This is a genomic window from Deinococcus aerophilus (assembly GCF_014647075.1).
Lineage (GTDB): Bacteria > Deinococcota > Deinococci > Deinococcales > Deinococcaceae > Deinococcus > Deinococcus aerophilus.
Genome location: NZ_BMOM01000020.1, coordinates 37,071 through 50,841 on the forward strand (window position 1 = coordinate 37,071; position 13,771 = coordinate 50,841).

Genomic DNA, 13,771 nt, shown 5'->3' on the forward strand with positions numbered 1-13,771 from the left:
ACCATGAAGAAAATTGCCACGTTCGCCCTGATTACCGCTCTGCTTGCCGGCACGGCCCACGCTCAGGACAAGGTTACCCTCACGGTGGCCGCCTTCCCCAGCCTCGACAGCGCCATCAAGGCCATCCTGCCCGCGTGGAACAAGAAGTACCCCAACGTGACCATCAAGCTGCAGGCACAGGAGTTCGCCGACCACCACAACGCCATGACCACCGCGCTGGCCACCGGTCAGGGCCTGCCCGACGTGATGGCCGTGGAGGTCGGCTATGTGGGCAAGTTCGCCGAGGGCCGGGGCCTGGAAGACCTCAGCAAGACGCCGTACAACGCCGCGGCCTACAAGAAGCTGTTCACGCCCTTCACGGTGGCGCAGGCCACGAGCAGTGATGGCCGTTTCATCGCCATGCCCACCGACATCGGCCCCGGCACCTTCTTCTATCGCAAGGACGTGCTGGACAAGGCGGGGGTCAAGCCCGAGGCCATGATGAAAAGTTGGGACGACTACATCGCCGCCGGCAAGACCATCAAGGCCAAGACCGGTGCGTACCTGATCAACACCGCCCAGAGCGTCTACGGCGTCGTCAGCCGCACCAACCTCAAGCCCGGCGAGGGCATCTACTTCGACAGCAAGAACACTCTGCTTGTCGGCCCCGACAATGCCCGCTTCCTGCGCGCCTTCACCTTGTCCAAGCAGGTGCGCGACGCCGGCCTGGACGCCAAGATCGGTGAGTGGAGCAACGAGTGGTACGACGCCTTCAAGAAGGGCACGGTCGCCACGCAGTTCAGCGGAGCGTGGCTGCAGGGCGCGCTGCAAAATTGGATGGCTCCCGACACCAAGGGGTTGTGGCGCGTGCAGAACCTGCCCGAGAACTCCTTCGCGTCCTGGGGCGGTTCGTTCTATGCCATCCCCAGCGCCGCCAAGAACAAGCAGTGGGCCTGGGAGTTCATCAAGTTCATGACCCTGGACAAGGGCTCGCAGCTGACGGCCTTCACCGACAACGGCGCCTTCCCGGCGCTGCTCACCGCTCAGAACGACACGGTGTTCAATCAGGTGGTGCCGTTCCTGGGCGGTCAGAAGGCGCGGCTGCTGTGGCGCGACGCGGCCCGCAAGACCCAGCCCATCGACGTGAACAAGTACGACTCGGTGGCCGATCAGATCGTGAACACCGAGCTGACCAACGTGCTGGAACAGGGCAAGGACATCAAGCAGGCCCTGGCCGACGCCCGCGCCCAGATCCTGCGCCGCGCCCGCTGAGCACCGCGGCAACCGCTTGAACCACCGGGGGGAGCGAGCGGGTCGGCTCCCCCCACCACGTTCCGGCACTCCGCGCCAAGGAAGGTGTCATGCAAAAACGTGTCCCCCTCACCACCAGTCCGCCCCGGCCACGCTGGAGCTACGCCCGCTTTCAGCAACACTTCGCGCCGTACATCTTCACCAGCCCCTTTTTCATCCTGTTTCTGATTTTCGGCCTGTTTCCGCTGGGCTTCAGTCTGTTCCTGGCCTTTCACCTGTGGAGTCCCCTGGACGGCCTGGGCAACTGGCAGTACGTGGGCTGGGAAAACTTCCAGCTCGCGCTGGGGGCACGCGACCAGTTCTGGGCCGCCCTCAAGAACACGGTGTTCATCGGGCTGCTCGCGGGCGTGCCGCAGCATCTGGTGGCGCTGCCGCTGGCCTTTGTGATTCATCAGTCCCTGCGCCGCTGGCAGGGAGCCGTGAGCACCGTCCTGTTTCTGCCGTACATCACCAATGCGGTGGCGATCACGATCGTGTTCGGCATGCTGTACAGCGAACGGCTGGGCCTGCTGAACTACCTGATCTCGGGCCTGGGCCTGGACCCGGTCCGCTGGCTGGGCAACCCCAGCATGGTGCCGTACTCGGTGGCCATGGTGGTGTTCTGGCGCTACGTGGGCTGGAATGTGGTGCTGTACCTCAGCGGCCTGCAGGCCATCAGCGAGGACGTCTACGAGGCCGCCACGGTGGACGGCGCTTCCTCGTGGCAGAAGTTCTTCTACATCACGCTGCCGCTGCTGCGCCCCATGATGTTCTACGCCTTTACCCTCACCATCGTGGGCAACATGCAGCTGTTCGAGGAACCGTACATCCTGCTCGGCCAGAGCGGCGGCAGCGGCGGCGCAGGCCTGACCTCGGCCACCCACATCTTTAATGTGGCCTTCCGGGACCTGGACATGGGCTACGCCTCGGCCATGAGCTGGCTGCTGTTCCTGGCGATCTTCGTGCTGAGCATGGTCAACAACTACCTGTTCTCCCGTGGAGGTGGGCGCTCGTGACCACCCAGCCTGCGCCCGCCGCTCCCCAGCGCGTCCAGTCCACCCCACCCTCACGCTCCAACCGCTGGCGGCTGCCGCGCCTGGGCCGCGTGATTCTGTGGGCCTTTGTGGCACTCGCCTGCCTGCTGTCGGTGGCGCCGTTCTACCTGATGTTCGTGTGGGCCTCGCTGCCCGGCGATCAGATCTTCAACGTGCCGCCCCACTTCTGGTTTGGCAACGCCTTCGCCGAGAACATCCAGCGCATGCTGGTCGCCACCGACTACCTGGCGCTGCGCTATTTCTGGAACAGCCTGTACATTGCCACGCTCTCCACGGTCACCACGCTGTTCTTCTGCTCGCTGGCCGGGTACGCCTTCGCCATGTACGACTTCCGGGCCAAGGGCTACCTGTTCGGTTTCATCCTGCTCACCATGCTGATTCCGCCGCTGGTAATGGACATTCCCTCGTTTCTGGTCATGAACAACTTCCTGCACTGGATCGGCGAGCCGCGGGCGCTGTGGGTGCCGGGCATGGCGAATGCCTTCGGCATCTTCCTGATGCGCCAGTACATCGTCTCGGCCCTGCCCAAATCGCTGATCGAGGCCGCGCGGCTCGATGGAGCCACCGAATTCGGCATCTATCTCAGGGTGGTGCTGCCCCTGATTCGTCCGATCCTGGCCACGCTGGGCGTGGTGACTTTCGTGGCCTCGTGGAACAACTTCAAGGGCGCACTGATCATGAAGCTGTCCGACACCACCACGACCACCCTGCCGTTGGCCCTGCGCAAGATCACGGGCGGCGCGACCAACGTGAACGTGGACTGGGGCGCCAACCTGATGCTGGTGCTGCTGACGGTCATTCCGCTGCTCATCGTGTTTCTGTTCGCCAGCCGTCAGGTGATCTCCGGCCTGACCAGCGGCGCGGTCAAGGACTGAGCGTACCGAGCGGGCCTGGCCCGGCGCTCCGCTTCCGCGCCCACCGTGGCCTTTCCTGGGTCGCCCCCTCCTTCACCCACCTTCTCCGCTCGGCTCCGTTTTTGCGGGCCTCCACCCCCCACCGTTGCTTTTTCTTTGTCACCGTTTCTTTGCCAGGAGTAGCCATGACCCAGCCCCATCCGCAAGCCTTTCCTCCCCGTTTTACCTGGGGGGTCGCCACCAGCAGCTATCAGATCGAAGGTGCCGCCCATGAAGACGGCCGATCTCCCAGCATCTGGGACACCTTCTGCGCCGCGCCCGGAAAGGTGAAGGGCGGTGACAACGGCGACGTGGCCTGCGATCACTACCACCGCCTGGACGGTGACCTCGACCTGATCGCCTCGCTGGGTGTCAACGCCTACCGCTTCAGCGTGGCGTGGCCGCGCATCCTTCCGGGCGGGCGCGGCGCCGTCAACCGCGCCGGCCTGGACTTCTACTCGCGTCTGGTGGACGGCCTGCTGGCACGCGGCATCACGCCGTGGCTCACGCTGTACCACTGGGACCTGCCGCAGGTTCTGCAGGACGCCGGCGGCTGGCCCGCGCGCGACACCGCCCTGGCCTTTGGGGAATACGCCGCTATTGTGGCCGCCGAACTGGGCGACCGGGTGGGGCACTTCATCACCATCAACGAGCCGTGGGTGGCCGCCTACCTGGGCCATGGAGCGGGCGTCCACGCACCGGGGCACACCGATCTGGCCGAGAGCTTCGCCGCCTCACACCACCTGCTGCTCGCCCACGGACTGGGCGTGCGGGCGGTGCGGGCAGCTGCGCCGGGCGCCCAGGTGGGCATCACCCTGAATCTGGCAGCGGCGTACCCGGCCACCGACCGCGAGGCCGACCACGCCGCCGCCCATCGCCAGGACGGCTTTGCCAACCGCTGGTATCTGGATCCGGTGTTCGGGCGCGGCTACCCGCAGGACACCGTAAAGCTGCTGGGCAACGCCAGCCCGCAGGCGCAGGAACTCGTGCGGCCCGGCGACCTGGACATCATCGGCACGCCGTCGGACTTTCTGGGCGTCAACATGTACTCGCGCAGCGTCGTGGAGACCGCGCCCGGCGAGGGCTGGCTGGGCGTGCGGCAGCTGCGGCCAGAGGGCAGCGAGTACACCGGCTTTGACTGGGAGGTGGCCCCGCAGAGCCTGAGCGACCTGATGCTGCGCCTGCAGCGCGACTACACCCCGCGCGCCATCTACATCACTGAGAACGGCGCGACCTACCCCGACACCGTCTCGGAAGACGGCACGGTGCATGACGAGGCGCGGACCCGCTATTTCCAGCAACATCTCGCCGCGCTGGAAGTGGCGCTGGCGGGCGGTGCCAAGGTGTCCGGGTATTTCGCGTGGTCCTTGATGGACAACTTCGAGTGGGCCGAGGGCTACGACAAGCGCTTCGGCATCGTGCATGTGGACTTTGACACCCAGGCGCGCACCCTCAAGCAGTCCGGACGCTGGTACCGCGACTTCCTGACCCGCGCCCAGCAGGGTCAGCCCGCATGACCACCCGGCCCCACCCCGTGGATCAGGGACCGACCGTGACCGTCACCAACCCGGTGCTGCGCGGCTTTCACCCCGATCCCAGCATTCTGCGCGTAGGGCAGGATTACTACCTCGCGACGAGCACCTTTCAGTGGTATCCGGGGGTGGCGATCTACCACTCGCGCGATCTGGTGAACTGGCGGCCCGCCGCGCGGCCGCTCTCGCACACGGCGCTGCTGGACATGCGCGGCAACGCCGATTCGGGCGGAATCTGGGCCCCGGCCCTGTCCCACGACGGTCAGCGTTTTCACCTGATCTACACCGACGTCAAGTCGTGGGGAGTGCAGGAGGTTTTCAAGGACAGCCACAACTACCTCGCGACCGCCGAGAGCATTGAGGGTCCGTGGTCCGGGCCGGTGTACCTGAATTCCAGCGGCTTTGACCCCAGCCTGTTTCATGACGTGGACGGCGACGGAGGCAAATGGCTGGTGAATATGGTCTGGGACCACCGCGCCGGACGCAATCCGTTTGCCGGCATTGTGCTGCAACAGTACTGCCCTCAGGAGCGGCGGCTGGTTGGCCCGCGCACGCGGATCTTTGAGGGTACCGCTCTGGGCGTTACCGAGGCGCCGCACCTGTACCGCAAGGACGGCTGGTACTACCTTGTCACGGCGGAGGGCGGCACGAGCTACGAACATGCCGTCACGGTGGCCCGTTCACGCACGCTCACCGGTCCCTACGAGGTGCATCCCGACAACCCGGTCCTGACCGCCGTGGACGCCCCCGCGCTGCCCATTCAGAAATCCGGGCATGCCAGCTTCACCGACACGCCGGACGGTCAGTGGCTGCTCGCCCACCTGTGTGGGCGGCCCCTCACCGAACGGGGCGAGTGCCCGCTGGGCCGCGAGACCGCGCTGCAGGCCGTGGTGTGGGACACAGACGGCTGGCCCCGGCTGTCGGCGGGCGGACACCACCCGCAGCAACACGCCGCCCTGCCCGCGCTGACGCCGCATCCCTGGCCCACCCCGCCCGAGCGCGACACCTTTGCCGGTTCCGAGCTGCGCCCCGAGTGGATGACCCTGCGGGCCCCCGCCAAACTGCAGGGCGTTCAGCTCACCGGCGCGGGCCTGCGCCTGACCGGCCACGAATCGCTGAACAGCCGGCACCGGGTGGCGCTGGTGGGCCGCCGCCTGCAGGCGCTCGACGCCCGCCTGCGCACCGCCCTGCGATTCGACCCCGAGGACTTTCAGCAGATGGCGGGGATATGCGCGTACTACGACACCCGCAACTGGGTGTACCTGCGCCTGAGCCGCGACGAGCGTCTGGGCCGCACCCTGGCGCTGCTGCAGTCCGAGAACGGCGTCTACCGCGAGCTGTTGTCGCAGGAGGTACCCGTGGGCGACGCCCACCCGGTGCAGCTGGGCGTGGTCTACCGGAGCGGACAGTTCTGGTTTGAGTACAGCCTGGGCGGCGCATGGACACAGATCGGCAACCCACTGGATGCGGGCCTGCTGAGCGACGAACACTGCGGCGGCCTGAGCTTCACGGGCACCTTCCTGGCGCTGACCTGCCAGGACCTCAGCGGACGCGGGCTGAGCGCCGAGTTTCAGTGGGCCGAGTACGTGGAGCCGACACCGGCATCCCCTTCGGCCCGCTGACCGCCCCGCCGTGTCTGCCCTGAGGCGGGTCCGCTCTGGACGGCCCGCCCCGATCAGGAGCTGGTGCCGCCCCGAAAAGACGCCACACCTTCGGGGGCCGCCCCGGCGGGCCGCACCCGCACCCGCGTGTTGTGGAAGGTGCTGCCCCCGCCCAGGTCCGTGAGGGTCTGGGCGGTCAGGGTGTTGATGCTCTGGCCGTCCGGCGCCGACAGGCCCCACCACGTGCCCTCCACCACCACCACGCCCGGCTGCGTTGCCCCGGTCACCCGCACGCGGCGCTGCACCCGGCCCACCTCGGATTCCAGCGCGGCGTATTCCCCGTCGCCCAGTCCGGCTGCCTGAGCGTCATCGGGATGCATCAGGAGCTGGGGTTCGCCGCCCTCGGCGCGGTTGAGCTGGGGCAGGTTGCCGTAGGTGCTGTTCAGGAAGTGGTGCGCGGGCGGGGTGAGCAGCCGCAGGGGATAGGCGTCGTTCAGGGCGGCCTGCGCCTCGCGGTGAACCGGCGCGGGCGCCAGCTGCACCCTTCCACTGGGGGTCTCCGCTCCGTGGGCATACGGCAGAAAAGGCGTGGGCAGGTTCAGGCGCACGCTGCCCTCGGCCTTCACCCGCTCCGGGGTGATGCCCGTCAGGTACGGGTGGCCACTGTCCAGCACCGCCTCCAGCAGGTCATCCATGCTCCAGTACACGCTCGGCTCGGTCACGCCCAGGCGGCGGGCCAGCTGCTGAAAGACCCAGGAGTTGGGCCGCGTCTCGCCGGGGGCCTCCAGCTCGGCGGGGTTGTAGCCCAGCCAGTGGTGGCCGTAACTTGTGTACACGTCGGCGTGTTCGGCAAAGGTCGTGGCAGGCAGCACGTAATCGGCGAGTCGGGCCGTCTCGGTCATGGCCTGTTCCAGCACCACCACGAGCAGATCATCGCGCTGCAGGCCGGCACGCACGCCGCCCGAATCCGGGGCCACCACCGCTGGGTTGCAGTTGTAGATCAGCGTGGCGCCCAGCCCGGCGGCGGGCTTCAGGGCGTCCGAGAAGGCGTTCATGTTGATGTGCGGCGTGTCCTCCCGGATCAGATGGGCCGCGCCCAGCTGCGTGCGGTTGAGCTTGAAGGCCCCGCTGCTGCTCAGGACGCAGCCGCCCCCCGGCACGCGCCAGTCGCCGGTCAGCGCCGAGATCAGGGTGACGGCGCGCAGGTTGGTTCCGCCGTATTCGTGGCGGGTCATGCCGTAGCCCACCCGGATGTAGGTGGGCCGGGTGGTACCGATGGCGCGGGCAAGGTCCTGCACGTCCTGCACGCTCAGGCCGGTCGTGGTGGCCGTGCGCTGCGGCGTCCACCCGCGGGTCGCCTCACGCAGCTCCTCGATGCCCTGGGTCGCCTCGGCGATGTAAGCGTCGTCGGTCCAGCCGTGGGCGAACAGCTCGTGCATGACGCCCAGCGCCAGCGCCGCGTCGCTGCCGGGCCGGATCTTGAGGTGCGTGTCGGCATAGGCGGCGGTGCGGTTGCGGTACGGATCCACGCAGATGATCCGGGCGCCGGCCTTGCGCGCCGCCGTCAGCTCGGGCGTCAGATGGCTGTGGGTGCTCAGGCTGTTGATGCCCCACAGCACGATCAATCGGGCGTGGCGCACGTCCGCCGGGTCTACGGCGTAACGCGCGCCGTAGCTCAGGGCCCAGGCCTCGGTGCCGGCGGTGGCACAGATCGTCTCGTCCAGTTCCGGGGTGCCCAGGGCGCGGAAAAAGGCGTGGACGTGCGTTCCCTCCATCAGGCCCATGGTCCCGGCGTAGTTGTAACGCAGGATGCTCTGCGGGCCGCGGGTGTCCAGCAGCGTCCGCAGGCGGGCGGCAATGTCGTCGAGCGCCGTGTCCCAGCCCACGCGCTCGAACATCGGCTCGGCGTCGGTCTTGGGGTTCACGCGCCGCAGCGGATACAGGGGCCGCTCCGGATGGTTGGCCCGCGCCGGGTAATGCACCGTCTTGGCACACGCAAAGCCGCGGGTGTAGGGATGGGCGGCATCTCCCGTGACCTTGAGCATGCGCTCCTGCCCGTCCTCGCCGCGCCCGAGCGTCACCCGCAGGCGGCAGGCATCCGGGCAGTCCAGCGGGCAGGTGAGCAGCACGTCACGTGTGGAGACAGAGGCGGTCATGCGGGAAGTCTACGCGGCGCGGCGCAGTCCGGGGTGGGCCGTTTCTCCTTTCAGAGGGCAGGGCGACGGACCGGCTCCTGCGCCCGCTACGTCCGCGCGTCGATCTGCTGCACCGCCCAGCTGTTGCCGTCCGGATCCTTGAAGAACACGAAGCCCGCGTGGTTCAGCGCGTCTCCGTCCTGCGCCGGACGCATGCCCGCCGGGCCGATCACCTGAACCGGGCCGACCTTCACGCCGCGTCCCACGAGTTCGGCGTGGGCGGCCCGCACGTCGCGCACCACCAGTTGCAGGCCCCGCAGCGACCCGGGGGCCATGTCGGTCAGGCCGGTCCCGATCACAACCGAGCAACCCGAACCCGGGGGGGTCAACTGCACGGTGCGCCGGGTCTCTCCCATGCGGGTGTCATGGTCCACCACGAAGCCAAGCTGATCGGCATAGAAGGCGCGGGCCCGGTCCACATCGCTGACCGGCACCACCACCACTTCCAGGGTCCAGTTCATTGTTTCTCCTGTGCGCGCCAGCGCCTCATGCAGCGGTCCCCATGCCCCGGCCCCAGAGTGTGCAGGGTCGGCACTTTCCCTTCCGGGCGGGGCGCGAGCGGCGGCACGGCAACGATACCGTGACGATGCTCGGCGGCCCGGAGGGTCATGGAATCCAGATACGGCGGCACGGCGCCGCCCCCTCGTCTGTATCGCCGTCCTCTGCGTCCCCATCCTCTGCGAACTGCTGTTCAGCAGCGGTTCCCGTGGCCGCACACAGTCTGTCTACAGCGGGACCTGCGGCGTCGCCCGGATCTTCACGCCGGGCGTGTTCGGAGGGGTGCAGGCCCTCACCTCCTGCCGACGAAACGCCGCACCCGGAGGGGGGTTCCAGAGCGCCCCAGCCGGTCCAGGCACGACCAGAAGGCGGCTGCTGTGTCCTGCCGGAGTTCGTCGCCACCATCATTCCCTCCATCAGAATGGTTCGGCACGCCTTTTACGCGGCGCGGGCGATCCAGACCGCCGTCCGGATGCTTCAAAGACCACCTTATTTCTCTTACTTATTTAGCTTATAACAGAATAGCTTACCTGACAATGCCCGCTCAGGCCAGTTACCCCCCACCGTCGAGGTCAGGGCCGTCCGATCCCCTGTGCAGGGATTGCGGGGCGGGACCGGCCTGCACCCACGGTGACCCGCAGCCCCGCCCAGTCAGACCGGGTTCGTGCCAGGTGTCGGGTCGTCCCCAGCCGACGCCAGCGCCCGCTCCACGAACCCCGCATGTCGCCGGCGCATCTGCGCCTCAAGGTCGGCGTCCAGGCCCCATTCCCCCAGCCGTCCGCAGGGCCGCAGGGCCGCCCGCAGATCCCAGTACGGCAGGCCGGTCAGGGTTGCTCCCGTGAGCGCTACGTACTCGCGCGTAAAAGCGTTTATCGCCCGCCGCCCCAGAAAGAACAGCAGTTCCAACCGGGCATTCCCTACATCCGAGAGGGCATCGCCCACGGCGGCGTCCTCCCAGTCAATGACCGCGGACACCTGCCCGCCCTGCCACAGGACATTGCCGGGCCAGAAATCGCCGTGCAGGACCACCGGGGTGCAGGGTGGAGCCGAAAGACCGTCCAGCGCTCTCCGAATGCGTCCTTCCGACAGCGCTGTGTCGGGACGGCTCGGGCGGGGGCCCACAGGGGCCAGGGGCGACAGAAAGGCAAACTCAGTGGCGGGCAACCGGTGCAGCCCCGCCAGAAACGCCGCCAGCCCGCGCACGTACCCCCCCCATCGGCGGGCTGAAACTCGGTGACTCCGTCCATGAAGGTGGTGACCAGCACACCGGCCTCGGCATACAGCGGGCGGGGAACCGGCAGACCACCCGCCCCGAGCCTTTCCAGAAGAGCGAACTCCTGCTGGGCCACCCCGGCATTTCCCTGCATGTCCTGTGCGCCGTACTCGCGCACGACCAGACGCGACCCTGGGCTGTCCGGGCTGGACACTTCCAACACCCAGACGCGGGCCGAACTGCCTCCGGTCAGGGGCCGGACCGAGTGCAGGCGGGCTCCAGGCAGCGCCCGGCCCACCAGAGACTGGAAGTCCGTCATCTGACGGTACGCAGGCTCAGTCCCAATCGGGCGCGACGCTCGCCGGGTTAGCAAGACGGGCCGTTTCTCCCTGCTCCAGCGCGGCGATGCGCGACATGTCCTCGTCGGTCAGGTTCAGGTCCTGCGCCCTCAGGTTGCCCGCCAGATGCTCGCGTTTGGTCGACGACGGAATCACCGAGTAGCCCTGCTGCAGGGCCCACGCCAGCGCCACCTGTGCGGGGGTGGTACCGTGCGCGCGGGCGATGTCCTGCAGGACCTCATCCGACATGACCTTGCCCACTGCCAGCGTCATGTACGACGTCAGGTGGATGCCCTCCCGGCGCGCAAAGTCGGCCAGCCTGCGGTTTTGCAGGTAGGGGTGGATCTCCACCTGATTGGTGGCGAGAGGCACGTCGCCCAGAATGTCCCTGGCCTGTTTCAACAGGGCGATGGTGAAGTTGGACACGCCGATCTCGCGGGTCAGCCCCTCGGCGCGGGCTTCTGCCAGGGCACCCAGGTATTCCTGGGCCGACACCTCGCCGCGCGGAGCGGGCCAGTGGATCAGGGTCAGGTCCACCTGATCGAGTTGCAGCTTCTGCACACTCTCGCGCAGGCTGGCAAGCAGCTTTTCACGGCTGTAGTTGTCCGGCTTGATCTTGGTGGTGACGTACAGCTCTTCACGCGGCACTCCGCTCTGCGCGATCACCTCCCCGATCTCGGCCTCATTGCCGTAGCCCTGCGCGGTGTCGATGGCGCGGTAACCCAGCTCCAGCGCGTCGCGGACCGAATCCTTCACAACCTGATCTTTCAGGCGAAACGTACCCAGACCAAAGGGGGGAACAGACATGGTGAAACCTCCGTAGGTCAGGAAGTATGCCGCGCACGGAGAAGGAACTCAAAGCGAGTCCCTTAACGCCGGAAGCCGCGCGCCCGCCCGCCCCGGATGCTGCATGGACAGACCGTTGGCCCCGCCGCGCACGGGATAGACTGCCGGTCATGATTGGAAAAACGTACAAGACGATGCTCGGCGGACGCGAGCTGAGCATCGAGACCGGCAAGCTCGCCAAGCTGGTCAGCGGCAGCGTCACCCTGCGCTACGGCGACACCATGCTGCTGGTGACCGCCCAGGCGCGCGAGGAGAAAAGCACGCTGGACTTCCTGCCCCTGACGGTCGAGTTTGAAGAGCGGCACTACGCGGTGGGTCGGATTCCGGGATCGTTTCACCGCCGCGAGGGCCGCCCCGGCGAGAAGGCCATCCTGGGCGCCCGCATCACCGACCGCCAGATTCGTCCGCTGTTTCCCAAGGGATACCGTCACGAAACCCAGGTGATCATCACGGTGATCAGCGCCGACGGCCAGAACGCGCCGGACGTGCTGGGGCCGGTGGGCGCCTCGGCCGCGCTGTCGCTGAGCGACATTCCCTGGGCCGGCCCGACCGCCTGCGTGCGGGTGGGGCAGATTGACGGCGAGTACGTCATCAACCCCACCGCCGATCAGCTGGGCCGCAGCCGCATGGATCTGGTGGTCGCCGGTACCAAGGATGCCGTGATGATGGTCGAGGCCGGCGCGCAGAACGCCTCTGAGGAAGATCTGGTCGCGGCCATCGAGTTCGCCCACGCCGAGATGCAGGGCGTGATCTCCCTGATTGAAACCATGCGGGCCGAGGTGGGCCAGGAAAAGTTCAACTTCCTGGAAGAAAGCGGCCTGAGCACCGACCTCGTACCGGAACTTGCCGAGAAGGCCCGGGCCGCCGGCCTGCGCGACGCGCTGCTGACCGTCAAGAAAAAGGACCGCGGTGCCCGCACCAAGGCGGTGCGTGACGCCGTCATTGCCGGCTACGAGCCCGACCCCGAGGCCGAGGGGGCAAAAGAGCGCATCACCGCCCTCAAGAATGTCTTCAACAAGGTGGAAAAGCAGGAACTGCGCCGCCTGATTCTGGAAGAGGACCTGCGCGCCGACGGCCGCAACTCCAAGACCGTGCGCCCCATCTGGATCGAGGCGCGGCCCCTGCCCCGCGCCCACGGCAGCGCCATCTTCACGCGCGGCGAGACGCAGGTGCTGGGCGTGACCACGCTGGGCACCGAGCGCGACGAGATTCTGGTGGACGACCTCAGCGCCGAGGACAACGACAAGTTCCTGCTGCACTACAACTTCCCGCCGTACTCCACGGGCGAGGTCAAGCGCATGGGCGGGCAGTCGCGCCGTGAGATCGGCCACGGCAACCTCGCCAAGCGGGCCATCCGCGCGGTTTTGCCCTCCTTCGAGGAGTTTCCCTACGTGATCCGCATCGTGGGCGAGGTGCTGGAGTCCAATGGTTCGAGCAGCATGGCGACCGTGTGCGCCGGAACGCTGTCGCTGATGGACGCGGGCGTGCCGATCAAGGCCCCGGTGGCGGGCGTGGCGATGGGGCTGGTCATGGAGGGCGAGAAGTACCGCGTCCTGACCGACATCCTGGGCCTGGAAGACGCGCTGGGCGACATGGACTTCAAGGTCTGCGGCACCGCCGAGGGCGTCACGGCCCTGCAGATGGACATCAAGGTGGGGGGCATCACGCCGCAGATCATGCGTGAAGCGCTGGCCCAGGCCCGCGACGGCCGCCTGCACATCCTGGGCAAGATGGCCGAGGTGCTCAGCGCGCCGCGCGCCGAACTGTCGCCCACCGCGCCGCGCATCATCTCCATCAAGATCAACCCCGAGTTGATCGGCAAGGTGATCGGGCCCGGCGGCAAGCAGGTGCGCGAACTGGAAGCCATGGGCGCCCAGGTCACCATCGAGGAAGACGGCACCGTCCGCATCTTCAGCGCCGAGTCGGCCTCCGCCGAGGCCGTGCGCGACCGCATCAGCAGCATCACCCGCGAGGCCAAGGCGGGCGAGGAATTCGACGGCACGGTGGTCAAGACCACGCCGTTCGGGGCCTTCGTCAACCTGTACCCCGGTCAGGACGGCATGCTGCACATCTCGCAGATGTCCGAGGAACGTATCAATGCCGTCGAGGACGTGCTGAACGTCGGCGACAAGCTGCGCGTGAAGATCGTCAACGTGGACGACCGCGGCAAGATCGACCTGATCCGCCCCGAACTCGAGGGCAAGATTGCCCCGCGCGAACCCCGCGCTCCGCGCCCCGGCGGCGACCGGGGTGGACGTCCGCCGCGCCGCGACTGAGTTTCTTCCTCCCAGATCATTCACCCTAAAAAGAAGGCCGCCCGACAACCGGGCG

The 13,771-nt window shown here is 67.6% G+C and carries 10 protein-coding genes; 6 read left to right on the plus strand and 4 right to left on the minus strand.

Annotated elements, in window-relative coordinates:
- Positions 1-3 precede the first annotated feature (3 nt).
- The 5 genes from IEY21_RS12005 to IEY21_RS12025 all read left to right on the plus strand — a co-directional run bounded on the left by IEY21_RS12005 (position 4) and on the right by IEY21_RS12025 (position 6,371).
- Complete coding sequence (locus IEY21_RS12005) at positions 4-1,251, plus strand: ABC transporter substrate-binding protein (RefSeq protein WP_188904586.1); 1,248 nt, start codon at positions 4-6, stop codon at positions 1,249-1,251.
- Positions 1,252-1,340: 89 nt separating this feature from the next.
- Positions 1,341-2,285 carry a carbohydrate ABC transporter permease gene (locus tag IEY21_RS12010; RefSeq protein ID WP_188904587.1) on the plus strand — a complete coding sequence of 315 codons (945 nt, stop codon included), beginning with the start codon at positions 1,341-1,343 and terminating at the stop codon, positions 2,283-2,285.
- Entirely contained in the window at positions 2,282-3,199 is a 918-nt protein-coding gene (locus IEY21_RS12015; RefSeq protein WP_188904588.1) for a carbohydrate ABC transporter permease, read from the plus strand. Before IEY21_RS12010 ends, IEY21_RS12015 begins: the two co-directional genes overlap by 4 nt.
- Before the next feature lie 164 nt (positions 3,200-3,363).
- Positions 3,364-4,734: a GH1 family beta-glucosidase gene (locus IEY21_RS12020; RefSeq protein WP_188904589.1), complete on the plus strand. Its 1,371-nt coding sequence runs from the start codon at positions 3,364-3,366 to the stop codon at positions 4,732-4,734.
- The gene (locus IEY21_RS12025) at positions 4,731-6,371 is read left to right on the plus strand and encodes a glycoside hydrolase family 43 protein (protein ID WP_188904590.1); all 1,641 of its coding nucleotides are present in this window, start codon (positions 4,731-4,733) and stop codon (positions 6,369-6,371) included. The genes IEY21_RS12020 and IEY21_RS12025 overlap by 4 nt, the downstream gene beginning before the upstream one ends.
- Before the next feature lie 53 nt (positions 6,372-6,424).
- Here IEY21_RS12025 and IEY21_RS12030 read toward each other — a convergent pair whose 3' ends face one another.
- The 4 genes from IEY21_RS12030 to dkgB all read right to left on the minus strand — a co-directional run bounded on the left by IEY21_RS12030 (position 6,425) and on the right by dkgB (position 11,401).
- Positions 6,425-8,506 (minus strand): molybdopterin oxidoreductase family protein, encoded by a 2,082-nt coding sequence (locus IEY21_RS12030; RefSeq protein ID WP_188904591.1) that lies wholly within the window; start codon positions 8,504-8,506, stop codon positions 6,425-6,427.
- Positions 8,507-8,592: 86 nt separating this feature from the next.
- The gene (locus IEY21_RS12035; RefSeq protein ID WP_188904592.1) at positions 8,593-9,006 is read right to left on the minus strand and encodes a glyoxalase superfamily protein; all 414 of its coding nucleotides are present in this window, start codon (positions 9,004-9,006) and stop codon (positions 8,593-8,595) included.
- A gap of 688 nt (positions 9,007-9,694) precedes the next feature.
- Complete coding sequence (locus tag IEY21_RS12040) at positions 9,695-10,483, minus strand: phosphotransferase family protein (protein WP_268237799.1); 789 nt, start codon at positions 10,481-10,483, stop codon at positions 9,695-9,697.
- Between the two features lie 108 nt (positions 10,484-10,591).
- Positions 10,592-11,401 (minus strand): 2,5-didehydrogluconate reductase DkgB, encoded by an 810-nt coding sequence (gene dkgB, locus IEY21_RS12045; RefSeq protein ID WP_188904594.1) that lies wholly within the window; start codon positions 11,399-11,401, stop codon positions 10,592-10,594.
- A 149-nt stretch (positions 11,402-11,550) separates the two neighbouring features.
- Between dkgB and pnp the strand changes: the two genes are divergently transcribed.
- Positions 11,551-13,716: a polyribonucleotide nucleotidyltransferase gene (gene pnp, locus IEY21_RS12050; RefSeq protein ID WP_188904595.1), complete on the plus strand. Its 2,166-nt coding sequence runs from the start codon at positions 11,551-11,553 to the stop codon at positions 13,714-13,716.
- The last annotated feature ends 55 nt before the right edge of the window (positions 13,717-13,771 follow it).